Below are 23,180 nucleotides of genomic sequence, written 5' to 3'. Positions count from 1 at the left end.
TGAAGTGAGACCCGCATGCCTGTCGAACCCATCGCCGTCGTAGGCCGGGGCTGCGTGCTGCCCGGCGCGCTCGACCCGGACACGTTCTGGGAGAACATCGCCGCCGGCCGTCCGAGCCTGTCGGCCGCCCCCGCGGACCGGTGGCGGTTGCCGCGCCACTGGGCCATGGGTTCGGTGGACGACCATCTCGACCGCACCTGGACCGACGTCGGCGGATACGTCCACGGGTTCGAATCCGTCTTCGATCCGAGCGGCTTCCGGATCGCCCCGGAGCAGATCGCGTCGCTGGACCCGCTCTTCCACTGGGTCCTGTACGGGGTGCGGCAGGCGCTCACGGAGGCGGGCCGCACCGGCCCGCTGCCGCGCGGCGGCCTGGTACTGGGGAACCTGTCGTATCCGACACCCGCCGGGGCGGCCTTCGCCGAGCACGTCTGGCTGTCCGCGCAGCAACCGCCGCTCCGCGACGCCCTGCTGGCGGGTACCGGCGCTCGCCCCGACGCCCGCAACCGCTTCTCGTCCGGGCTGCCCGCCCGGATCGCGGCCGACGCGCTCGGCCTCGGTGCAGGGGCGTGGTCGCTCGACGCCGCCTGCGCGTCCTCGTTGTACGCGATCAAGCTGGCGTGCGACCGGCTGCACGACGGTACGGCAGACCTGATGGTCGCGGGCGCGGTGAGCCGCCCCGATCCGCTCTACCTCCACGTGGGGTTCTGCGGGCTGTCCGCGACCAGCCGCACCGGGCGCAGCCGCCCGTTCCACCGGGACGCGGACGGGCTGGTGCACGGCGAGGGCGCCGGGTTCGTCGCCCTGATGCGGCTGTCAGAGGCCCGCGCCGCCGGCCTGCCGGTGTTCGGCGTGATCCGCGGGGTGGGGCTGTCCAACGACGGTCGTGGTTCCGGACTGATCAGCCCGTCGCAGGAGGGCCAGGTGCGGGCCATGCGGCTGGCGTACGACGTGGCGGGGGTACCGCCGGAGTCGGTGTCGCTCGTCGAGTGCCACGCGACGGGGACACCGGTCGGTGACGCGGTGGAGGCGCGCGGCATGGCCCGGGTCTTCGGGTCGGCGGACGACGTGCCCATCGGTTCGGCCAAGTCGAACGTCGGGCACCTGCTGGCCGCTGCGGGCGTGGCGGGGCTGCTGAAGGTGCTCGGGGCGATGCGGGCGGGGGTCCGCCCGGCGACGCTCGGCGCCCAGCGGCCGCTGGACGCGCTGGCGGGCACCCCGTTGCGGGTGCTGACCGCCGCGGAGGAGTGGACGGGGCCGCGGCGGGCGGCGGTGAGCGCGTTCGGGTTCGGCGGCACCAACGCCCACCTGATCGTGGACCCGCCGGACGCCGTTCCCACGTCCGCCCTGCGACGCGGTGGCCCGGCCGCCCCCGCCCCGGCTCCGGCACAGGTGGCGATCGTGGCCATCGGGGCCAGGGTCGGCGAGGGCACGTCCACCGAGGACCTGCGCCGGGCGGTGCTGGGTGGTGAACGGCGCGGCCCCGTCGCGGAGATCGCCGTGCGGCTGACGGACCTGTGCTTCCCGCCGCTGGCCCTGGGACGGGCCGTGCCGCATCAGCTCCTGGTGCTGGAGGCCGCCCGGGAGGCCGTACGGAAGGTGAGCCTGCCCCGCGAGCGGACCATGGTGGTCATCGGAACCGGGGTGGACCCCCAGGTGGCCCGCGCGGGTGCCCGCTGGCGGGTGCCGTTCTGGCTGGAGCGCTCTGGGGCGCCCGCCACCGGTCCGTCGGCGGATGCCGCCCGGGAGGCGTTCACTCCCCCGATGACGGCGGAAGGGGTGGTGGGCAGCATGCCGAACCTCGCGGCGAACCGCATCAGCACCCAACTGGACCTGGCAGGGCCCGGATTCACGGTGTCCGCGGAGGAGGCGTCCGGTCTGGTCGCGCTGGAGCTCGCGGTCCGGGCCATCCGTTCCGGGGAGGCCGACGCCGCTCTCGTCGGTGCCGCCGACCTGTCCTGCGAGGCGGTCCACCGGGCCGCCCTGCGGGAGCTCGGCCGCGAGGACGAGCCCGGGGACGCGGCCGTCGTCCTGGTCCTCAAGCCCCTGGAGGCCGCGCGCAGGGACGGCGACACGGTCGTGGCCCTGCTGGATGAGGGGGCCGCGGGGGAACCCGACATGGTCATCGGGGACGGCCCCGACGCGGTGTTCGATCCGTCGTCGGTGTTCGGGCGTGCCCATGCCGCGTCCGGGCTGGTATCCGTCGCGGTCGCGGCGCTCTCGCTCCAGCACCGCGCGGTGCCCCGTCCCGGCGGGCCCGCGGACGCCGCGGCCGTCGCCCACACGGCGCTGGCCGTGTCCGTACCCCTGGAGGGGCCGGCCGTGAGCGTACGGCTGCGCGCGGGGGACGCCCTGGCGTGGCTGCGGGGCACGGCACCACGTCTGCACGTCTTCTCCGGGGCGGACCGTCAGGAGGTGCTGGCCGCGCTGGACTCCGGTACGCGGTCCTCCGCGGGTCCGGCCCGGCTGGCGCTCGTGGCCGACGGGGACACCGTGCCGGCCGATCGCAGGGAGGCCGCCCGCCGCTGGCTGACGGAGGGCGGGGTCCGCCCCGCCGACCTGCTGTACCGGGACGGGCCGGTCACCGGGCAGACCGCCTTCGTGTACACGAACGGCTCGGCCGCGTACCCGGGCATGGGCCACGAGCTGATGCTCGCCCTGCCGTCGCTGGGCGAGGCCGTACGGAAGAAGCACCGGGAGATGACGGCCCGGCTGCGGTCACGGCCGGAGCCCGGAGTCCTCGGCCAGATCTGGGCCGCCGCCGAACTGGCCGTCTTCCACACCGTTCTCAGCCGCGACCTGCTCGGGCTGCGACCGGACGCCGCGCTCGGATACTCCTCGGGCGAGTCGACTGCGCTGGTCGCGCTGGGTGCCTGGCCGGACGCCTCCGGGCTGTTCGAGGCCGTCCGGGACAGTGGTCTGTTCACGACCGAACTCACAGGTGAACTGCGGGCGGTCCGGCGCTACTGGCGGCAGCGGGGCATCCAGGGCTCCCGGTGGTCGAGTTATCTCCTCGGAGCACCGCTGGAAGCGGTCCGTGCGGAGCTGGCCGCGGACGCCTCGGTTCACCTGATGGCGGTGAACGCGCCCGGTGTCTGCGTCATCGGTGGCGAGTCCCTGGCGTGCGCGGCCGCCGTGGCCAGGATCGGCGCCGACCGGGCGATCGAGCTGGACTACGATCTGGCGGCCCACGCACCGGAGCTGGCCGAGGTCTCCGAGGTGTGGCGCGAGGTCCACCGCCGTCCCACGGTCGACGTGCCCGGGGTGCGGTTCTACAGCGGGGCCACCGGCCGGGCGTACCGGCCGACCGCCGAGCGGGCCGCGGAGGCGATCACCGCGCAGGGCATCGACACGATCGACTTCGCGGCCACCGTCGAGCGGGCGTGGGCGGACGGCGTGCGGGTGTTCGTGGAGCACGGACCCCGGGGGCTGTGCACCGGCTGGATCAAGCGGGTGCTCGGCGACCGGGAGCATGTGGCCGTCGCGCTGGACGCCTCGGGGGACACCGGGCTGCGGCAGCTGTGCCTCGCGGTCGGCGAACTCGTCGTCGCCGGAGTGCCGGTGCGGGCCGACGAGGTGTTCGCCCGGCTCGCCGAGGCCTCGGCGCAGCTCCCGCCGCCCGGCCCCACCGTCACCGTTCCCGTACCCCCGACTCCGTGCCTGCCGCCCCTGGAGCGTGCCGTGACCGTTCTGCCCCGGGCCCCCGAGCTGGCCCCCGTGCCGGACCGGAGCCCTGCCCCGGCCACGGGTTCCCCCGCTGAGACCGGCGAACCCGTTGCCGTTGTACCTTCGCCCTCCTCCCCCGTCCCCTCCCGGCTGCCCGCGCGGGCAGCCCAGGAACCGGGGCCGACGGGGGCCGTGGCCGTGGTCGCCCGGCACGGTCTGCGGGTCGCCGCGCTGCACCAGGAGGTCATGGCCGCGCACACCGAGGCCCACCAGCGGTTCCTGCGGGTGTCCGGGCTCGCCGTCAGGGCACTGACCACCGCCGGCCGGGAGGGTGCCGGCCCGCGCCCCGCACCTGTACTGTCACCCGCGCCCGCGCCTGCGCCCTCACACGTCCCGCGGCCGGGGCCGAAGTTCGACCGCGCCCAGCTGGAGCACCTCGCCTCCCGCGAGATCTCCACGCTGTTCGGTCCGCGCTTCGCCGAACAGGACGGATACGCGGTGCAGACCCGGATGCCGGGGCCGCCCATGCTGTTCGCCGACCGGGTCACCGGCCTCGACGCGGTGCCCGCGGCGCTCACCCTGCCGGGGCCGGTACGCACGGACGGGAGGATCTGGACGGAGACCGACGTCCTGGCCGGGAGCTGGTACCTGGACCCCACGGGGCGCATGCCGGCCGGTCTGCTGATCGAGGCGGGCCAGGCCGATCTGCTCCTGCTCAGCTGGCTCGGCGTCGACCTCCTCAACCGGGGCGAGCGCGCGTACCGGCTGCTCGGCTGCGAGGTGACGTTCCACGGCACCCCGCCGGAGGCGGGCGACACCCTGTGCTTCGAGATCCATGTCGACGGCCACGCGGAGGCCGACGGAGTCCGGCTGGCCTTCTTCCACTACGACTGCTACGTGGACGGCGAGCTGCGGCTCAGCGTCCGCGAGGGCCAGGCCGGTTTCTTCACTCCGGCGGAGCTCGCCGGCAGCGGCGGTGTCCGCTGGAATCCCGCCGAGCACCCGCCCGGTGACGACCTGCCGCTCGACCCGCCGGCCGTGCGCTGCGAACGGACCCGGTTCGGCGCGGACCGGATGCGGGCCCTGGCGCAGGGGCGGCCCGCCGACTGCTTCGGGCCCGGCTGGGAGGCGACGGCGGCCCACGTGCGCACGCCCACGCTGGACGAGGGCCGGATGCGGCTGCTGGACGAGGTCGTCGCCTTCGACCCGGCCGGAGGACCGTGGGGGCGGGGGTATCTGCGCGCCGAGACCGCACTGTCGCCGGACGACTGGTTCTTCACCGGGCACTTCAAGAACGACCCCTGTATGCCGGGCACTCTGATGCTCCAGGGCGGTCTCCAGGCGATGGCGTTCTACCTGACGGCCTTGGGCTTCACCGTCGACCGGGACGGCTGGCGCTTCGAACCGGTCACCGAGCACCCCTCCAGCGCGATGTGCCGGGGCCAGGCGACCCCGGAGGGCCGACGGGTCGTCTACGAGGTGTTCGTCTCCGGCGTCTCCGGCGGACCGGTGCCGACGCTGTACGCCGATGTCCTCGGCTCGGTGGACGGGGCGAAGGCGTTCCTGGGCCGTGGCATGGCGCTCCGGCTGGTCCCCGACTGGCCGCTGTCGCACTGGCGGCACTCGGGCCCGCCCACCGTGCAGACCGGCGGCGCCCCGGTGCCCCTGCCGAGGCTCGCCGGGCTGGCCGGGCACCGGGAGGCGAAGCCGGTGGCTGTGGCGGCCGACGGTTTCCCCTTCGACCACGCCTCGCTGCTGGCCTGCGCGTGGGGCAGGCCGAGCGAGGCGTTCGGCGCCATGTACGAGCCGTTCGACGGCACCCGCAAGGTGGCCCGGCTGCCCGGTCCGCCGTACCACTTCATGAGCCGCATCGTCTCGGTGGACGGGCCGCAGGCCGGAATGCGGGAGGGCAGCGTCGTCGTCGCCGAGTACGACGTGCCCGCCCTGGCCTGGTACTTCGAGCAGAATGGCGGCCGCGCCATGCCGTTCGCCGTCCTCCTGGAGATCGCGCTGCAGCCCTGCGGGTGGCTCGCCTCCTACGTGGGCAGCGCGCTGACCGGCGAGACGGACCTGCTGTTCCGCAACCTCGACGGAACGGGAACGGTCACCGGCGAGGTCACTCCGGCGACCCGCACGGTCCGTACCAGGGCCGAGCTGACGCGCGTCTCGTCCGGCGGAGACATGATCATCGAGTCGTTCCGGGTGGAGTGCACGGCCGACGGCGTGCCGGTGTACGAACTCTCCACGGTCTTCGGCTACTTCCCCCGGTCCGCCTTCGACGAGCAGCAGGGTCTCGCGGTGTCAAAGGACGAACGGGCCCGGCTCGACGAACCCTGCGGCCGTACCGTCGATCTCGCCGCCCGCCCGGCCCGGTACTGCGCCGGGGAACCACGGCTGCCGGGGCCGATGCTGCTGATGCTGGACCGGATCACGGGCTACTGGCCGGACGGGGGGAGCGCGGGGCTCGGCCGGCTGCGGTCGGAGAAGGACGTCCGCCCGGACGCCTGGTTCTTCCGGGCCCACTTCTTCCAGGACCCGGTTCAGCCGGGCTCGTTGGGCATCGAGGCCGTGTGCCAGCTCCTCCAGTTCCACCTGCTGGAGAGCGGCGCGGCCGACGGTGTTCCCGGCGCCGTGTTCGAACCGGTGCTGCCCGGCCGGGAGTCCGGCTGGACGTATCGTGGCCAGATCACCCCGGCGAACCGGCTGATCCGGGTGGACATGGACATCGTGGCGAGCGGCACGGACTCCCTGGGGCCCTATGCCGTGGCGGACGCGTCGCTGTGGGGCGACGACACGTGCATCTACCGGGTAAAGGGGCTGGGGATGCGGGTGGTGCCGGGCGTGGAGCGTACGCCGTAACGGGCGCTGCGGCTGCGGCGGTCCCGTGCCGCAGCCGGTGCGATCCGGCGTGGACGGCGTAACGCGGCGCGTGCCGGGGTCGGGGCAGTGGACCGTTCTGACTCCGCACGCCCTGCCGGTGGCCTCGGCCCGCGGCCATGATGAGCGGACGGCAAGTGATCCAAGTGGCTCAGATCCGACCGCCCGCGGGCAGCCGGGCCTGCGGTGGAAGGAACCCACATTGTTGCTTCTCATCTCCCCGGACGGCGTCGAGGAAGCCCTCGACTGCGCGCAGGCGGCGGAGCACCTCGACATCGTCGACGTCAAGAAGCCCGACGAGGGGTCGCTCGGCGCGAACTTCCCCTGGGTCATCAGGGAGATCCGGACCGCGATCCCGGCTGACAAGCCGGTGTCCGCCACCGTGGGGGACGTACCGTTCAAGCCCGGCACGGTGGCCCAGGCGGCGCTCGGCGCGGCCGTCTCCGGGGCCACGTATATCAAGGTCGGCCTCTACGGCTGCACGACGCCCGAGCAGGCCGTCGAGGTCATGCGAGGGGTGGTCCGGGCGGTGAAGGAGTACCGGCCGGACGCGTTCGTCGTCGCCTCCGGGTATGCCGACGCGCACCGGATCGGCTGCGTCAATCCGCTGGCGCTGCCCGACATCGCCCGACGCTCCGGCTCCGACGCGGCCATGCTCGACACCGCGGTCAAGGACGGTACGCGGCTGTTCGACCATGTGCCGCCCGATGTCTGCGCGGAGTTCGTCCGACGCGCCCACGGGGCCGGTCTGCTCGCCGCCCTCGCGGGCAGTGTCCGGGCGGCCGACCTCGGGGCGCTGACCCGTATCGGCACCGACATCGTGGGGGTGCGCGGGGCGGTCTGCGAGGGGGGAGACCGCAACTCCGGGCGGATTCGGCCGGAGTTGGTGGCCGCCTTCCGGGCAGAGATGGACCGGCATGCCCGGGAGCACGCCGCCACCGCTGCCCCTGCCGCTGCCGCTGCGGGCTGACCGCCGGCATGCCGAACTGCCGGCCGCGCCGCGGGCCCGGGGCCCGCGGCGAGCGTTTCGCCGTCGTCGATCCGGCGACGGGCGAGGCCTTCGACGACTCCCCCGACCAGCAGGCGGACGAGCTGGACGCCGTCGTCGGCCGGGCCCAGGAGGCGTGGCGGGGCTGGCGGGCGGATGACGGCGCCCGCGTCACCGCTCTGCTCGCGGCCGCCGACGCCGTGGAGGCGGCCGGGCCCGGCCTCGCGCCGCTGCTCACCCGTGAACAGGGCAAACCCCTCACCGAGTCGTACGCCGAGGTCGCCCGCACGGCGGCCCGCCTGCGCTACTTCGCGAGGTCCGCTCCCGGGCCCCTGCCGATCACGGACGGCCGTCCGGTGCGCAGCGAGCTCCGCTGGCGCCCCCTCGGCCCGGTCGCCGCGATCGTTCCGTGGAACTTTCCGCTGCAGCTCGCGTCGGCGAAGTTCGCTCCCGCGCTCGCCGCGGGCAACACGGTGGTGCTCAAGCCGTCCCCGTTCACGCCTCTCGCCACCCGGCTGATGGTGTCCGTGATCTCCGCCGCCCTGCCCGAGGACGTGCTGACGGTCGTCACGGGCCGTGAACCGCTGGGCGCCCGCCTCGCGTGCCATCCGGGGATCCGCCATGTGACCTTCACCGGTTCGGTTGCCACCGGGCGGGCGGTCGCCGAGGGTGCGGCGGCCTCGCTCGCCCGGGTCACGCTGGAGCTGGGCGGGAACGATGCCGCGATCCTGCTGGATGACGTGGATGTGGACCGGATCGCTGAACGGCTGTTCTGGGCGGCGTTCCGCAACTGCGGGCAGGTCTGCATGGCGGTCAAGCGCGTGTACGTCCCGGCCCGGCTCCACTCCGGTGTGGTGGAGGCCCTCGCGCAGTACGCGAAGTCCGCGGTGGTCGGGGCCGGGCTCGCCCCGGGCACGCAGCTGGGGCCGGTCAACAACGCCCCGCAGCTGGCCCGGGTGGCGGACCGCACGGCCCAGGCCCTGTCGGACGGCGCCCGCGCCGTTACCGGTGGCCACCGGCTGGACCGGCCGGGTTACTTCTTCGCGCCGACGATCCTGGCCGATGTGCCGCCCGACAGTGCGGTGGTGACGGAGGAGCAGTTCGGTCCGGTGCTGCCGGTGCTGCCGTACGCAAGCCTCGACGAAGCGGTCGAGGCGGCCAACGACACCCGCTTCGGACTGGGCGGCTCGGTGTGGGGAACCGATCTCGACCGGGCCGAGAAGGTCGCCGGCCGGCTGGAATGCGGAACCGCGTGGATCAACCACCATGCCGAACTGTCACTCGCCCAGCCCTTCGCGGGCATCAAGGAGAGCGGGGTCGGCGTCGCGGGCGGGCCGTGGGGGCTGTACGGGAACCTCAGGCCGTTCGTCGTGCACCGTCCCCAGGAGGGGTGAGGATGAGGTTCGACGCGGCGGTACTGCGCTCGTACGGGGACCCGTTCACCGTCGAGGAGGTGGTCCTGGACGCCGGGCCGGCGGCGGGCGAGGTCCTGGTCAGGATCGCGGGCTGCGGCATGTGCCGGACCGATCTCGCGGTGCGGCGCTCGGAGGGCCGCTCACCGCTGCCTGCGGTGCTCGGCCACGAGGGGGCCGGGGTCGTGGTGGAGACGGGCGGCCCGGACACCGGTCTGAGCGCCGGTGACCACGTCGTCCTGGGCTTCGACTCCTGCGGAAACTGCCGGACGTGCCTGGGCGCCGCCCCCGCCTACTGCGACTCGTTCGCCTCGCTCAACCTCTTCGGAGGCCGGACGGAGCACGCGGCACGGTTCAGGGACGCGGCCGGCGGCGCGCTGGCTCCCCGGTGGTTCGGCCAGTCGTCGTTCGCCGGGTACGCGATGGTTTCGGCCCGCAATGCCGTGCGGGTCGATGCCTCGCTGCCGGTCGAACTGCTCGGCCCGCTCGGCTGCGGCTTCCTGACCGGCGCCGGAGCCGTCCTCAACACCTTCGGAGCCGGTCCCGGTGACACCCTCGCGGTCTTCGGTGCGGGGGCGGTGGGTCTGGCCGCGGTGATGGCGGCCACCGCCGCCGGCGTGGTGACCGTGGCCGTCGACCGGTTTCCCGAACGGCTGGCCCTGGCCGAGCGGTTCGGCGCGATCCCGCTGAGTGCCGGATCGTCCGGGCTGGCCGACCGGATCCGGGGCCGGACCGACGGCGGCGCCCAGTACGCGTTGGACACCACGGGCTCCGCCCCACTGATCAACGACGCGCTCCGGTCCCTGCGCCCGACCGGTCATCTCGGCCTGGTGGCACGGCTGCGCGGCGCGCTGCCGCTCGAACCGGGCTCGCTCGACTGGGGCCGACGGATCTCCCACATCTGCGAGGGGGACGCGGTGCCACGGCTGTTCGTCCCGAGGCTGACAGCGCTGTGGCAAGCGGGCCGGTTTCCCTTCGATCAGCTGATCCGTACATACCCGCTCACCGACATCAACGAGGCCGAGCGCGACTGCGAGGCGGGCCGCGTGGTCAAACCGGTGCTGGTTCCGTAGGCGCAGCGCCGATTCCGCAGGCGTGGCACGGATTTCCCAGGTCCGGCACGGATTTCCCGGGCGCAGGCACGAGAAGGGAGACCGGACCGCCCCGCAGTGGGGTCACGGCCGTGGCTTGTTCGCGAACACCCAGCGGTTGCCCGCCAGCGCGTCGTTCTCCTCTGGCAGTGGGCCGCGTCCGTGGTGACGGGTGAAGTCGAAGGGCGTGCGGACCGATGTGGACCAGCCCCTGCCGGTCAGGTTGCCGGCGGAGTCGGGCCTCGACTCCCTGTTGAACAGGTCGAGGAGGTCGATGCCGATCTGCTGTGTCGTCGAGGTGTAGAGCGGACTGTCGCGGTATTCCAGCAGGTCCTTGTCGAGTTTGACCTCGAACGCGAGGGCGCTTCCTCCGGTGCTCAACCGGTCCACCGTGTCGATGAGGTGGGTCTCCGTGGCGCTGGGCAGGTAGAACAGCAGCCCCTCGGCCAGCCAGACGCTCGGTGCGGCCGGGTCGAAACCGGCTAGGGTCAGCGCTCCCGCCCAGTCCGCGCGCAGGTCGATCGGGACCGGTACGCGCGCTGCCTTCGGGGCGGCCGACAGACCGTCGAGCACCTCGTGCTTGAAGGCCAGCACGCCTGCCCGGTCGACCTCGAAGATCACACAGTCCGCGGGCCAGTCGAGCCGGAACGCCCGGGAGTCCAACCCGGCTCCGAGCAGGACCACTTGGCGGGCGTCCGCATGCACCGACCGGAGGAGGAAGTCGTCGAGGACCCTCGTCCGCAGACCGAAGTAGCGCGCGAACCGTCCCCACAGCGGGTTCGCGTCCCCGTCGGGAACCTGCTGGATACGGACCGGCCAGCCCGCGCACGCCGGTGCGGCGAGCACGAAGTGCTCCGCGAAGACATCCCGTGCCAGGGGGTCGTGGCGGTGGGTCTCGATCGCCCGTGCCGCGGCGACCAGAAGAGCGGTCAGGCCGACGCCTCCCGCCACCCCCTCCGCTCCTCCGGCCCCTTCGGATATTCCCGTCCCATTCACTTCTTCCGCCCCTTCCCTTCCACTGATCCGATACTCCGCGCCGATCACGCGCCCCCTGGGAAACAGGACGATCACAGAAAGCGACACATCGAAATGGCGGGTCCGATTCCGAATGGAATCGGACCCGTCGTTTCAGACTGCCGCACTCCCGACAAGGCAGTCACCGGGAATCCCAGCCTTTTCCGGGCTGTAGTAGTCCTTGATGCCGACCACCCAGGACGTCACGTCGATCCGATCGGATTCAGAGGGCCCGAAGGCATCGAAGAGGGCGTCGATGTTCGGGGGTTCGAAGCCGATCGCTGTCATCAGCGCCATGAAGAGCGGCCGCTCGATGAGACCGTCCCCGTCCGGGTCACCCAGCGCGGCGAGCGATTCGGCGAAATCGCCGAGCGCCAGGTCGAAACGCGCAGGTGAAAGTACACAGGCCGCGTACTCGTCGAAGGTGATCAGGCCGTCCCCGTCAGCGTCCAGTTCGGCACTGAGCGTCGACCAGTACCGTCGGAACGCGGCCACCATGGCGCTCTTCGCCGCCGCGTCGGAATCGGGTGCCGCCTCGATGACACGACCTGCCATGAGCTCGAAGTCGTCGGCTTCGAGAACGCCGTTGGCGTTGGCGTCGAACAGCGAGAAAACAAGCCTGACCCGATTGGTTGCCTCTACACGCACAGCCCAGCCACCTTTCTTCCGACCAAACCGTGCCGGCGGCCAGAAGGAATCAACGAATGATCGGTCACCGCACTTTCCGGCCTCGCCCGGACCCCGGGCTTCGACCGCCCCTTTACTATCCGACCGGCGATCGCCTCTGCTCGAAGAATCCACGTCGGTTCACCTGAACGGGTGCATTTCATCCAGATGATGTGTGCCGTGAGCAATGAGGCATTCGGCATGCGAACCGAGCGCGAACAGCCCGTTCCGGCCCACCGGTCCGACGTCGGCCCGACACCCTCCCCGCCGGGCGGAGTTGCGGCCGTCACGCCGACGCGCCGTGGAGAGACCGTACGAATGTGCCGCACAGGGGTAGGCCGACGCCCGCTCTTGTTATACCTTCCGTCCAACAGCTTGCTAGACGCCACGTCTAATAAGCGAGGACGGTGTCCGGCGGCCGGCTGTCTCATCGAGTGGGCAGGGATGAGGCTCCGGCCGGGCGCCGTCGGGTCGATCTCCCTCGATTCAAGGAGCCGCAGCATGGCAAGCAGCACGGTTCGGCCGGAGGACCACCACCAGGACCGGTCCGCCGGGCAGGACGTCGCCCGACGGCTGCTCGACTCGGCCGCGAAGCTGTCGTACGACCCGGCCGCCGAGGTGGACTGGGACACCCCCCTGGACCCGGACCACCACGGCGCGAGCCCCGAGTGGAGCACGCTCTACGGGACGGCGTACTGGCAGGAGCTGACCGAGGCCCAGCGCAAGGCCCTGACCCGCCAGGAGGCCGCGTCCGTCGCCAGCACGGGCATCTGGTTCGAGATGATCCTGCAGCAGATGGTGCTGCGCGACATGTACGCGAAGGACCCGACCGACCCGCGCTTCCAGTGGGCACTCACCGAAGTGGCCGACGAGTGCCGGCACTCCATCATGTTCGCCCGGGGCGCGGCGAAGCTCGGCGCACCGGCCTACCGGCCGCACCGTGCGGTGGTCGAACTGGGCAGGGCCTTCAAGACACTTGCCTTCGGAGAGGCCGCCTACGCCGCGATCCTCGTCGCCGAGGAGGTGCTCGACGTGATGCAGCGCGACTGGATGCGGGACGAGCGGGTCGCGCCGTTCGTCCGCACCATCAACAACATCCACGTGGTCGAGGAGTCGCGGCACATGAAGTTCGCCCGTGACGAGACGCGCAGGCGCCTGCGGAACGCGGGTCCGGTGCGCCGCCGCATCAACTCCCTGGTGGTGGCGATCGCCTCGTACTACATCGTCACCAGCATGGTGAACCGGGACGTCTACGCGAACGCCGGGCTGGACAGCGAGCGCGCCCGTAGCGAGGCGGGTGCCAACGAGCACCACAAGTCCCTGATGCGGTCCAGCTGTTCGGGCCTGATGGAGTTCCTCGCCTCGGCCCGTCTCCTCACCAAACCGGCCCTCTTCTTCTACAAGCGCGCCTCCCTGATCTGACCGGCGCGCGCCGACCGGACCGACAGAGCCGACCGCACCGACCAGCCGACGAGATGCCGAGATGACCTACGCCATCACCCAGACCTGCTGCAGCGATGCCACCTGTGTCGCCGTGTGCCCCGTCAACTGCATTCACCCGACCCCGGAGGAACAGGCCTTCGGCAGCACCGAGATGCTCTACGTCGATCCGGCGACCTGCATCGACTGCGGCGCCTGTGCGGATGCCTGCCCGGTCGACGCGGTCTTCCCGGTGGACAGCCTCTTCGGGGCGCGCGAGGAGTACGCCGCGATCAACGCCGCCTACTTCGAGGACCGGGAGCCGGAGCCGGTCGCCGGGCCGAACTTCCACGCCTGGGGCGAGCCGTCGTTCCCGCGCAGCCTGCCGTCCGGCTTCGCGCCGATCCGGGTGGCGGTCGTCGGCACCGGGCCGGCCGGGATGTACGCCGCGGAGGACCTGCTGCTGCACACCAACGCCGAGGTCACGCTGGTGGACCGGCTGCCGGTGGCGGGCGGCCTCATCCGGTACGGCGTCGCGCCCGACCACCCCGCGACGAAGAAGGCGGGCGAGGCCTTCGCGCGCTTCCACACGCACCCCCGGGTACGGATGGTCCTGGGCGTCGAGGTGGGCCGGGACATCACCGTGGGGGAGCTGGCCGAGCACCATGACGCGGTGATCTACGCGGTCGGCGCCTCCACCGGCCGGCGGCTCGGCATCCCGGGCGAGGATCTGCCGGGCAGCATCTCGGCCACCTCGTTCGTGTCCTGGTACAACGCCCACCCGGAGACGCCGCCGGAGAGCGTCTCCCTGACGGCGGACCGGGCGGTCGTCGCCGGGAACGGCAACGTCGCGCTCGACGTCGCGCGCATCCTCGTCACGGATCCGGCCGCCCTGGCGGACACGGACATCGCGGCTCACGCACTGGCGGCCCTGCGGGACTCAGGGGTGCGCGAGGTGGTGCTGCTGGGGCGGCGCGGCCCGGAGCACACGGCCTGCACCGCCTCCGAACTGCTCGCCCTCAAGCACCTGCCGGGCGTCGAACTGGTCGTCGACGACAGCGACCCGAGGACGGGCGCGGCGATCGACGCCGCCGCGCCGGGCGAGAAGGCCGCACTGTTCCGGGACATGCCACGGGAGACGGCCGGCCTGGCGCGTCCGACGGCCGCCGGACGGCGCATCGTCTTCCGCTTCCACGCGGCTCCGGCGGAAGTGCTCGGCCGGGACCAGGTCGAAGCGGTGCGGGTGACGGCCGCCGAGGGGCAGCGGGAGATACCCGCGGGGCTGTTCCTGCGGGCGATCGGATACCGGGGTCTGCCGGTGCCGGGACTGCCCTTCGACGAGACGACCGGAACCGTTCCGCACGAGGGCGGCCGGGTCACCGGCCTGCCCGCGACGTACGTCGTCGGCTGGATCAAGCGGGGTCCGTCGGGCGGCATCGGGGCCAACCGCACCTGCGCCGCCGAGACCGTCGGCTCTCTCCTGGCCGATGCCGTGGCGGGCGTACTGCCCTCCCCCGCTCCCCCGCCCCGGGCGTTGCGCCGCCTCGCCCGGAGCCGGGGCCGCGATGTCATAGACGCCAGGGGGCTGGCGGCCATCGAAAAGGCCGAGCTGGCGGGCGGCCGCGAGCAGGGCCGCCCCCGGGTCAAACTCGCCACGGTGCCCGCACTGGTCGCGGCGGCGAAGCGCGGCCGCCGCAGACCACCGAACTGACCGGACGGGACGGGACTGGCCCCGACCGGCCGACGGAGGGACGCCCGGGCTCAGGACCCTCGCCGGATCAGAATTCTTCCGGGGCCGGGGCCGGAGCCGGGACCTGTCCCCTGGCCCGCTTGCCGACGACGGCAGCCGCCGCCACCGCGCCGCCCGCGAAGGCCAGGGCCACCGTCCAGGGCCGGTTGAACACGTGGCAGGTGGCCTCGTCCAACGAGTAGCGGCCGGGGCCGATCAGTCCGATCGCGGCAGCGGTGAACCCGAGGAAGGCCGGGTACTCGTAACCACCGCCCTGTGCGAAGAATCCGGCGGGCGCGTGGACCGCCACGGCTCCGGCCATCGCACCGGCGGCCGCCGCCCCCGCCGCCGGCGTGGCCAGGCCCAGGGCCAGCAGCGCGCCGCCACCGGCCTCGCCCAGTCCGGCCGCGACCGCGCTGTGCTTCGGCGGGTGGAAGCCCATCGCCTCCATCGCGGCGGTGGTGCCCTCGATGCCTCCGCCGCCGAACCAGCCGGCCAGTTTCTGGCTGCCGTGCGCGGCCAGCACCGCGCCGGTACCGACGCGCAGGAGAAGGAGGCCGAAGTCACGACGGTTCACGCTGCCCATGGGGTTCTCCGGGAGGGTTCGGGGGCCCGGCCGGACGGAAAGGGGCCCCGGGTGCGGTACGGATCCACTCTCCGCGCCCCGGAGCCCCGACGGGTCACGTTGTTAGGCCGTCCGGGCACGGCCGGAGGACGGGTGACCCATGGCACAGTGCGACGAACGCCATTGTGCAACTTGTTGCACAATGGCGTGCCGGTGCTCTAGAACTGGTGCGACGACACTGCGCGAGGAGCCGCCGCATGAGCCCGTACCCGCATCTGCTGAGCCCGCTCGACCTCGGGTTCACCACTCTCCCGAACCGGGTCCTGATGGGGTCGATGCACATCGGCCTGGAAGAGGTGGAGCACGGCTTCGAGCGCATGGCCGCGTTCTACGCCGCCCGCGCGCGCGGCGGCGTGGGCCTCATGGTCACCGGCGGGATCGCGCCCAACGACCCCGGCTGCACCTTTCCCGGCGGCGCCAAGATGACCACGGAGGCGGAGGCGGCCGAACACGCGCGGGTCACCTCCGCCGTGCATGCGGCGGGCGGCCGGATCGCCATGCAGATCCTGCACTTCGGGCGTTACGCCCATCACCCCGGCCTGGTGGCACCGAGCGCGATCAAGGCGCCGATCAGCGCGTTCACCCCGCACGCGCTCAGTGACGACGAGGTCGAGTCGACCATCGAGGACTTCGTCACGGCGGCCGCGCTGGCGCAGCGCGCGGGTTACGACGGCGTCGAGATCATGGGCTCTGAGGGCTACTTGATCAATGAGTTCATCGCCGCCGCGACCAATCACCGCGACGACCGGTGGGGCGGCTCGTACGAGAACCGCATCCGCTTCCCCGTGGAGATCGTGCGCCGGGTCCGTGAGCGGGTCGGCCGCGACTTCATCCTGATCTACCGGCTCTCGATGCTGGACCTGGTGCCCGGCGGTTCTTCGCTGGAGGAGGTCGTGCTGCTCGCCCGGGAGATCGAGGCGGCCGGGGCGACGATCATCAACACGGGCATCGGCTGGCACGAGGCGCGTATCCCGACCATCGCGACGTCGGTGCCGCGCGGTGCGTTCACCTGGGTCACCCAGAAGGTGCGCGGCGCCGTCTCCGTACCGCTGGTGACGAGCAACCGGATCAACACCCCGGAAGTCGCGGAGGAGATCCTGGCCGCGGGGCGCGCGGACATGGTGTCGATGGCCAGGCCGTTCCTCGCCGACCCCGACTTCGTGGTGAAGGCGAGCGAGGGCCGCGCGGACGCGATCAACACCTGCATCGGCTGCAACCAGGCCTGTCTGGACCACATCTTCAGCGGTCAGGTCACCTCCTGTCTGGTCAATCCACGGGCCTGCCACGAGACGGAGCTCACGCTGTCACCGACCAGGACCCGCAAGCGGGTCGCGGTCGTCGGCGCCGGTCCCGCCGGGCTCGCGTGTGCCGTGACGGCGGCGGAGCGCGGCCACGAGGTGACGCTGTTCGACGCGGCGGAGGAGATCGGCGGGCAGCTCGACGTGGCGCGCCGGGTGCCCGGCAAGGAGGAGTTCAACGAGACGCTGCGCTACTTCCGTACCCGGCTGACGGAGGAGAAGGTCGGGGTCCGGCTCGGTGCCACGGTCACCGCGGAGCAGCTCGACGGCTTCGACGAGATCGTGCTGGCCACCGGGGTCACGCCGCGCACTCCGGCGATCCCGGGCGTCGACCACCCCAGCGTGGTCAGCTACCTCGACGTCCTGCGCCACGGGGCGCCGGTGGGCGACCGGGTCGCGCTCGTCGGGGCGGGCGGGATCGGTTTCGACGTGGCCGAGTTCCTGACCGACGGAGGGGACGCGGCGAGCCTGGACCCGGAGGCGTTCTTCCGCCAGTGGGGTGTGGACACGGAGTACCGGGAACGGGGCGGGCTGGGCACCGCAGAGCGCCCGAAGGCGCCGCGTACGGTCCATCTGCTCCAGCGCAAGGCGAGCAAGGTCGGCGCGGGGCTCGGCAAGACGACGGGGTGGATCCACCGCACCGAGCTCCGGCACCGCGGCGTGACCATGCTGGCGGGCGTGGGCTACGAGCGGATCGACGACGACGGGCTGCACATCACGGTCGACGGCGAGCAGCGGTTGCTGCCGGTCGACACGGTGGTGCTGTGCGCGGGCCAGGAGCCCCGGCGGGACCTGCACGAGGAGCTCATCGCCGCGGGCCGCCCTGCGCATCTGATCGGCGGCGCGGACGTCGCGGCCGAGCTGGACGCCAAGCGGGCGATCCGTCAGGGCACGGAGCTCGCCGCCGCGCTCTGACCGAGCGTGTCCGGGGGGCCGGGTGTCCGAACGCCCGGCCGCCCGGCCGCCCGGCCGTCTTTAGGATGCACCCCATGTCACTCCCGCACGCGATCCTCACCGCCCTGCTCGAAAAGCCTTCGTCGGGGCTGGAGCTGACCCGCAGGTTCGACCGTTCGATCGGCTACTTCTGGTCGGCCACCCACCAGCAGATCTACCGGGAGCTGGGAAAGCTGGAGCGGGCCGGGAGGATCCGGGCGCTCGTCCCGGCGCAGCCGGCCAGGGGACAGAAGAAGGAGTACGAGGTGCTGCCGGCGGGCCGCGAGGCGCTGTCCGAGTGGGTGGCCCGTCCGGAGGACCCGAAGCAGGTCCGGGACCCCTTGCTGCTGCGGATGCGGGCGGCGGCGGTCGTCGGAGCCCCGGGCCTGGAGACCGAGCTGCGCCGGCATCTGGCACTGCACCGGCAGCAGCTGTCGGAGTATCTGGCGATCGAGGAGCGGGATTTCCCGCCGGAGCGCACGGCGGCGGAGGACCGGCTGCGCCATCTGGTGCTGCGGGGCGGCATCGATCTGGAGAACTTCTGGATCGGCTGGCTGACCCGCGCACTGGCCGATGACGCCGCCGCCCCGGCGGCACCCGGGCAGCGGTAGCCGGACCCGGGCGGAGCTTTCACCGCACGCTCGGGCCTTTCACCACGCGCTCGGGCCCTTCACCGCACGGTTCAGGACCGGCCGGCCCTGATCCTGCGCAGGTGTCCGTGCTCCGGGCGGAGCGCGCGCGGGCTCCTGATGACCACCCGCGACGGTACGGGGATGTCCGGCGCGGGCATGGGCACGGGCGCGGCGACGGGCGCCGCCCCGGCCTGCGCGCGGCTGAGCAGGAACACTCCGCGTACCGCGGCGGCCGAGCCCAGCAGCGCCGCGATCAGGCTGATCGTCCCGCCCTGGAGGCGCTCCCCGAGCAGCGCGAGACCGATGGCCGCCGCGGCCACGGGGTTGGCGAGTGTGACCACGGCGAGCGGTGCGCCGAGGCCGCCCCGGTAGGCCGTCTGGGAGAGCAGCAGCCCGCCCATCGCGAACGCCGAGACGAGCAGCGCGACGACCACCAGGCGCCAGCTGAACAGCGGGCCCGTGGTGTGGTCGGTGACGGCGACCGTGAGCGTCTGGGTGAGCGCGGAGGCGACGCCGGACGTGATGCCGGAGGCCGCCGCGTGCCGCAGCCCCGGGCGGGCGCCCGGACGGCTGAGGCCCGCCACGACCGCCATGGTCGCGGCGCCCACGGCGAGCGCCTCGACCAGGCTGAGGGTCTGATGCGGGGCGGAGCCCCCCGCGGTCGTCAGCAGGGCCCCGAGGCCGAGCAGGGTGAGCAGGGTGCCGCGCCACTCGGTCGTGGAGACACGGCGTCCGGCCGCGCGGGCGCCCAGCGGGACGGCGGCGACCAGGGTGAGGGCGCCGAGCGGCTGGACGAGGGTGAGCGGGCCGTATTTCAGCGCGGCCACGTGCAGCAGCGCGCCGCCGGCGTTCAGCCCGACGGCCGACCACCACGCCCCGTGGCCGAGCAGCCGGAGCGTCCCGGTCCCGGGTGCGGTGCGCCCGGCGAGCCGTGCCTGGGCGACCGCGGCCGACGCGTAGGCGGCAGCGGAGACCAGGGACAGCGCGACGGCGATCAGGGTGGCGTTCATCGTCCGGCTCCGGACGCGGCGTAGGACGGGGAGCGGTCGCCCGACTGCACGGGGACACCGGCGGGGACACCGGCGCGGACGGCATGGGAACCGGTGGCGTAGGGGCCCGCCGCCGCGGCCGGCCAGGGGATGTGCCTGACCGGTTCCGCGCGCGGCAGGCGCAGGGCCGCGAGGGCCACCGAGAGCAGTGCGGCCACGACGATCGAGTCGAGCCAGTAGTGGTTGGCGGTGCCGACTATGACGAACAGGGTGATCGCCGGGTGCAGCAGCCACAGCCAGCGCCACCGGGACCGGGTCGCGACGACAAGGCCGACACCGACCATGACCGCCCAGCCGAAGTGCAGTGAGGGCATCGCCGCGAACTGGTTCGCCATCGAGTCGGTGGCGGGCGTCGACCCGTAGACCGTCGGCCCGTACACCTGCCCGGTGTCGACGAGGCCGGTGGCGGCGAGCAGCCGCGGCGGGGCGAGCGGGAAGACCAGGTGCAGGGCGAGTGCGGCGCCGGTGAGGACGGCGAGGACGCGCCGCGACCAGACGTAGTGGCGCGGACGGCGCCAGTACAGCCAGCCGAGGAAGAGCAGGGTGGCCGGGAAGTGCACGGTGGCGTAGTAGGTGTTCGCCAGGTGGATCAGCGTCTCGTTGTGGAGCAGCAGCCCCTGAACGGTTCCCTCGCCGGGCAGGTGCACGGCGCGTTCGAAGTCCCAGACGTGTCCGGCGTTGCGGAACGCCTCATCGACATGACCGTTGGCGGCCTGACGGCCGAACTTGTAGATCGCGAAAAGCCCCACGACGAGAAGAAGCTCGCGGACGAGGGGCGGTCGGGCAGCGCTGTCCGGCTCCTGATCTGCGGGCCTGCTACCGGCGAACATCACCCGGTGCCCCTTTGCTGACGAAGCGGTGTTACGGCGGCATGGATCTGCCCATGCCGTATCGATACGCCAGTGTACCGATACGCGGGCGTATCGGAACACTCGCGTATCGGTACACTGGCGTATCGATGGACCTCGTCGCAGAGTCGCAGAGAGGGAACGCGCATGTCGTCGCAGGAAACCGAGCAGGAGACGGCGCCCGCGCCACGCCGCTCGAAAATCACGCCGGAGCGGGCCCAGGAGCTCTACACCGCCGTCCTCGACATGCTCAGGGAGAGTGGCTACGAGTCACTCACCATGGAGGGCGTCGCCTCCCGGTCCCGCTGCGGCAAGTCCACGCTCTACCGGCAGTGGGGCTCCAAACCGGAGCTGGTCGTCGCCGCCCTGCACGGCACCCGGCGCGGACTGCTGCCGAGGATCGACACGGGCACACTGGCGGGAGACCTGCGCGAGGCGGCGAAGGCCATCGGCGAGGGCTCGGGCCGTGACACCACGCTGATGCTGGCGCTGAGTCACGCCGCGCTCCAGAGTCCCGAGCTGCTGTGCGCGCTGCGCGAGTCGCTGATCCTGCCGGAGCTGGCGGCGCTCGACGCCATGGTCAGACGCGGCGTGGAGCGCGGCGAAGTGGCGGCGGACAACCCCGCCGCGGAGTTCGTCTCCGCGCAGCTGCTGGGCGTGATGCGTGCCCGGCCCCTGCTGGAGGGGACCTGCGCGGACGAGAACTTCCTGGTCCGCTTCGTGGAGGGCGCCGTCCTTCCCGCACTCGGCCTGGGCGCCCACTCGTCCGGGTCCTGAAAGACGTGGGCCGTCGCCCCAGCGGATGACGACGGCCCGCCCGCGCCGCACCGTGGGGACGGGGGCGGCGCACCGACCGGGCGGCCGGTGACTTCTTCGGAAGTCACCGGCCGCCCGTTTTCGTACGCGCCCGCACTGCCGGCATCCCCTTCTCGTCCTCTTGACGATATGACGTACCGCCCGTTATCGTCTCCATGACGAAAACAAGGGGGTCCCACCATGGCCGACATCACCAGGCGCTTCGGCTGGCGCCATCTGCGCTCCGCGCCCACGGCCCACATCCGCCACCACAAGCGCGGCCTGCTCGCCCACGACGGGGCGGGGCTCAGCTTCTGGTACCGGTCGCTCAGCGCCGCGCTCTCCGAGGTGCCGGTCAACGACCGCGAACTGGCCATGGCCTTCCACGCCCGCACCGCCGACTTCCAGGACGTCACCGTGCAGGCCACCGTGACGTACCGGATCAGCGATCCGGCCGAGGCCGCCGCGCGCCTCGACTTCTCCGTCGACCCGGACTCCGGCGTCTGGCGCGGCGCACCGCTGGAGCAGATCGCGACGCTGCTCACCGAGACGGCCCAGCAGCACACCCTGGACGTACTGGCCCGCACCCCGCTGGCCGGCGCGCTGGTCGACGGCGTCGCCGCCGTACGCGAACGGGTCGCCGCGGGGCTGGCCGACGAGCCCCGGCTGCCGGCCACCGGGATCGAGGTGGTGGCCGTTCGCGTCGTCGCCATCCGGCCGGAGGCCGAGGTGGAGCGGGCCCTGCGCACCCCCGCCCGGGAGCAGATCCAGCAGGAGGCCGACCGCGCGACGTACGAACGGCGGGCCGTGGCCGTCGAGCGCGAGCGGACCATCGCGGAGAACGAGCTGGCCAGCCAGATCGAGCTGGCCCGCCGCGAGGAGCAACTGGTCGAGCAGCGCGGCACCAACACCCGGCGCGAGGCGGAGGAGAACGCCGCGGCCGACGGGGTGCGCGCCGAGGCCGAGGCGGCGCGCAAGGTGCGCCTCGCCCGTGCGGAGGCCGAAGCTGCGCGTGAGGTCGGGGCGGCCCGTGCCGAGTCCCAGGCCGCCTGGCTCCAGGTGCACGGAGACGTCGAGGCCGCGACCCTGCACGCGCTGGCCGCCACCCGGCTCGCGGAGAACCTGCCGCGCATCGACAGCCTCACCCTCTCGCCCGACATCCTCACCGGCCTGCTCACCAAGCTCGGCCGGCCCGCTCCGGAGAGCCGGGCATGAGCCTGGCGCCGCGAGCGGTACTGGTCCACCGCACCACCGAGTACGAGGAGTTGCTCGCCCGGCACGGCACCCACGGTCAGGCGGCGTTCTTCCTGACGAGCCGGGGCCGGTCCATCGAGGAGGTCGCCCGGCGGCACGAGCGGACCCGGCAGGCGCTCAGCGAGGTGGCGGCGGCCGTTCCGCTGCAGTGGCGGCAGTCCCGGGTGGAGCGCCAGGATCTGGACCGGTTCCTGTTCGCGCCGGAGGACGTGGTGGTCGTGGTCGGCCAGGACGGTCTGGTCGCCAACGCCGCCAAGTACCTCTCCGGACAGCCGGTCGTCGGCATCGACTCCGATCCGGGACGCAATCCGGGGGTCCTGGTCCGCCACCGGCCCGCCGACGCGGCGGCGCTGCTGCGGGCGGCCGTGGCTCCGGGCGGCACGGCGGACGAGCTGACGATGGTCGAGGCGGTGGCCGACGACACCCAGCGGCTGCTGGCGCTCAACGAGATCTATCTCGGTCCGCCGGGGCACCAGACCGCTCGCTACCGGCTCGGCCCCGACGCGGCGGACTCCCCCGCAGAACCACAGGCGTCCTCCGGCGTCCTGGTCGGCACCGGCACCGGCGCCACCGGCTGGCTGCGCTCCCTGTGGCAGGAACGCCGAAGCCCGCTGACGCTGCCGGCGCCCACCGACACCCGGCTGCTCTGGTTCGTCCGGGAGGCCTGGCCGTCACCCGTCACCGGCACCTCGCTGGTCTCGGGCGAGCTGGGGCGCGGGCAGGGGCTGCGGCTGACCGTGGAGTCCGACCGGGTGGTGGTCTTCGGTGACGGCATGGAGGCGGACGCGCTGGAGCTGACATGGGGACAGACGGTGCGGCTCGGCATCGCGCCCACGTCGCTGCGGCTGGCCGGGTGACGGCGGGCGCCCGCCCGTAGGCTCGAC

Annotated in this window: 16 protein-coding genes; 11 read left to right on the top strand and 5 right to left on the bottom strand. The window is 73.0% G+C overall.

Going from position 1 to position 23,180, the window contains the following annotated elements:
- Positions 1–15 precede the first annotated feature (15 nt).
- From OG892_RS35725 to OG892_RS35710, 4 genes are all read left to right on the top strand, one after another.
- Positions 16–6,525 carry a beta-ketoacyl synthase N-terminal-like domain-containing protein gene (locus tag OG892_RS35725; RefSeq protein ID WP_371631251.1) on the top strand — a complete coding sequence of 2,170 codons (6,510 nt, stop codon included), beginning with the start codon at positions 16–18 and terminating at the stop codon, positions 6,523–6,525.
- Positions 6,526–6,745: 220 nt separating this feature from the next.
- Positions 6,746–7,513 (top strand): (5-formylfuran-3-yl)methyl phosphate synthase, encoded by a 768-nt coding sequence (locus tag OG892_RS35720; protein WP_073734535.1) that lies wholly within the window; start codon positions 6,746–6,748, stop codon positions 7,511–7,513.
- 8 nt (positions 7,514–7,521) lie between these two features.
- Positions 7,522–8,925, top strand: a complete 1,404-nt coding sequence (locus OG892_RS35715) for an aldehyde dehydrogenase family protein (protein ID WP_371631250.1) — start codon at positions 7,522–7,524, stop codon at positions 8,923–8,925.
- Positions 8,926–8,927: 2 nt separating this feature from the next.
- Positions 8,928–10,016, top strand: a complete 1,089-nt coding sequence (locus OG892_RS35710; RefSeq protein ID WP_371631249.1) for an NAD(P)-dependent alcohol dehydrogenase — start codon at positions 8,928–8,930, stop codon at positions 10,014–10,016.
- A gap of 102 nt (positions 10,017–10,118) precedes the next feature.
- Here the strand turns inward: OG892_RS35710 and OG892_RS35705 are convergent, their stop codons facing one another.
- Complete coding sequence (locus OG892_RS35705; RefSeq protein ID WP_242436615.1) at positions 10,119–10,985, bottom strand: class I SAM-dependent methyltransferase; 867 nt, start codon at positions 10,983–10,985, stop codon at positions 10,119–10,121.
- Positions 10,986–11,162: 177 nt separating this feature from the next.
- Positions 11,163–11,696, bottom strand: coding sequence for an EF-hand domain-containing protein (locus OG892_RS35700; protein ID WP_328864530.1), 534 nt, complete (start codon positions 11,694–11,696; stop codon positions 11,163–11,165).
- Positions 11,697–12,215: 519 nt separating this feature from the next.
- Between OG892_RS35700 and OG892_RS35695 the strand changes: the two genes are divergently transcribed.
- Positions 12,216–13,136 (top strand): diiron oxygenase, encoded by a 921-nt coding sequence (locus tag OG892_RS35695; protein ID WP_073734531.1) that lies wholly within the window; start codon positions 12,216–12,218, stop codon positions 13,134–13,136.
- Between the two features lie 61 nt (positions 13,137–13,197).
- Positions 13,198–14,844 (top strand): FAD-dependent oxidoreductase, encoded by a 1,647-nt coding sequence (locus OG892_RS35690; protein ID WP_328864531.1) that lies wholly within the window; start codon positions 13,198–13,200, stop codon positions 14,842–14,844.
- A 67-nt stretch (positions 14,845–14,911) separates the two neighbouring features.
- Here OG892_RS35690 and OG892_RS35685 read toward each other — a convergent pair whose 3' ends face one another.
- Positions 14,912–15,448, bottom strand: a complete 537-nt coding sequence (locus OG892_RS35685; protein WP_073734529.1) for a DoxX family membrane protein — start codon at positions 15,446–15,448, stop codon at positions 14,912–14,914.
- A gap of 236 nt (positions 15,449–15,684) precedes the next feature.
- Between OG892_RS35685 and OG892_RS35680 the strand changes: the two genes are divergently transcribed.
- Complete coding sequence (locus tag OG892_RS35680; RefSeq protein ID WP_371631248.1) at positions 15,685–17,700, top strand: FAD-dependent oxidoreductase; 2,016 nt, start codon at positions 15,685–15,687, stop codon at positions 17,698–17,700.
- A gap of 74 nt (positions 17,701–17,774) precedes the next feature.
- Positions 17,775–18,329 carry a PadR family transcriptional regulator gene (locus OG892_RS35675; protein WP_371631247.1) on the top strand — a complete coding sequence of 185 codons (555 nt, stop codon included), beginning with the start codon at positions 17,775–17,777 and terminating at the stop codon, positions 18,327–18,329.
- A gap of 71 nt (positions 18,330–18,400) precedes the next feature.
- Here OG892_RS35675 and OG892_RS35670 read toward each other — a convergent pair whose 3' ends face one another.
- Positions 18,401–19,360, bottom strand: coding sequence for a hypothetical protein (locus OG892_RS35670; RefSeq protein WP_371631246.1), 960 nt, complete (start codon positions 19,358–19,360; stop codon positions 18,401–18,403).
- The gene (locus OG892_RS35665; protein WP_371631245.1) at positions 19,357–20,229 is read right to left on the bottom strand and encodes a phosphatase PAP2 family protein; all 873 of its coding nucleotides are present in this window, start codon (positions 20,227–20,229) and stop codon (positions 19,357–19,359) included. Before OG892_RS35665 ends, OG892_RS35670 begins: the two co-directional genes overlap by 4 nt.
- A gap of 165 nt (positions 20,230–20,394) precedes the next feature.
- Here OG892_RS35665 and OG892_RS35660 point away from each other — a divergent pair, with 165 nt between their 5' ends.
- From OG892_RS35660 to OG892_RS35650, 3 genes are all read left to right on the top strand, one after another.
- Complete coding sequence (locus OG892_RS35660) at positions 20,395–21,024, top strand: TetR/AcrR family transcriptional regulator (RefSeq protein WP_371631244.1); 630 nt, start codon at positions 20,395–20,397, stop codon at positions 21,022–21,024.
- A gap of 219 nt (positions 21,025–21,243) precedes the next feature.
- Positions 21,244–22,257 (top strand): SPFH domain-containing protein, encoded by a 1,014-nt coding sequence (locus OG892_RS35655; RefSeq protein ID WP_371631243.1) that lies wholly within the window; start codon positions 21,244–21,246, stop codon positions 22,255–22,257.
- Positions 22,254–23,153 carry a hypothetical protein gene (locus OG892_RS35650; RefSeq protein ID WP_371631242.1) on the top strand — a complete coding sequence of 300 codons (900 nt, stop codon included), beginning with the start codon at positions 22,254–22,256 and terminating at the stop codon, positions 23,151–23,153. Before OG892_RS35655 ends, OG892_RS35650 begins: the two co-directional genes overlap by 4 nt.
- The last annotated feature ends 27 nt before the right edge of the window (positions 23,154–23,180 follow it).

The organism is Streptomyces sp. NBC_00341, from assembly GCF_041435055.1.
Taxonomy (GTDB): domain Bacteria; phylum Actinomycetota; class Actinomycetes; order Streptomycetales; family Streptomycetaceae; genus Streptomyces.
The sequence above is the reverse complement of the archived record's forward strand: the minus strand, read 5'-3'. Positions and strand labels throughout refer to the sequence as shown.

What these genes read in the sequence shown, in the direction of transcription:
- OG892_RS35725 (WP_371631251.1), top strand. Translation starts at nt 16, where the DNA reads ATGCCTGTCGAACCCATCGCCGTCGTAGGCCGGGGCTGCGTGCTGCCC.
- OG892_RS35715 (WP_371631250.1), top strand. Translation starts at nt 7,522, where the DNA reads ATGCCGAACTGCCGGCCGCGCCGCGGGCCCGGGGCCCGCGGCGAGCGT.
- OG892_RS35710 (WP_371631249.1), top strand. Translation starts at nt 8,928, where the DNA reads ATGAGGTTCGACGCGGCGGTACTGCGCTCGTACGGGGACCCGTTCACC.
- OG892_RS35695 (WP_073734531.1), top strand. Translation starts at nt 12,216, where the DNA reads ATGGCAAGCAGCACGGTTCGGCCGGAGGACCACCACCAGGACCGGTCC.
- OG892_RS35690 (WP_328864531.1), top strand. Translation starts at nt 13,198, where the DNA reads ATGACCTACGCCATCACCCAGACCTGCTGCAGCGATGCCACCTGTGTC.
- OG892_RS35685 (WP_073734529.1), bottom strand. Translation starts at nt 15,448, where the DNA reads ATGGGCAGCGTGAACCGTCGTGACTTCGGCCTCCTTCTCCTGCGCGTC.
- OG892_RS35680 (WP_371631248.1), top strand. Translation starts at nt 15,685, where the DNA reads ATGAGCCCGTACCCGCATCTGCTGAGCCCGCTCGACCTCGGGTTCACC.
- OG892_RS35675 (WP_371631247.1), top strand. Translation starts at nt 17,775, where the DNA reads ATGTCACTCCCGCACGCGATCCTCACCGCCCTGCTCGAAAAGCCTTCG.
- OG892_RS35670 (WP_371631246.1), bottom strand. Translation starts at nt 19,360, where the DNA reads ATGAACGCCACCCTGATCGCCGTCGCGCTGTCCCTGGTCTCCGCTGCC.
- OG892_RS35665 (WP_371631245.1), bottom strand. Translation starts at nt 20,229, where the DNA reads ATGTTCGCCGGTAGCAGGCCCGCAGATCAGGAGCCGGACAGCGCTGCC.
- OG892_RS35660 (WP_371631244.1), top strand. Translation starts at nt 20,395, where the DNA reads ATGTCGTCGCAGGAAACCGAGCAGGAGACGGCGCCCGCGCCACGCCGC.
- OG892_RS35655 (WP_371631243.1), top strand. Translation starts at nt 21,244, where the DNA reads ATGGCCGACATCACCAGGCGCTTCGGCTGGCGCCATCTGCGCTCCGCG.
- OG892_RS35650 (WP_371631242.1), top strand. Translation starts at nt 22,254, where the DNA reads ATGAGCCTGGCGCCGCGAGCGGTACTGGTCCACCGCACCACCGAGTAC.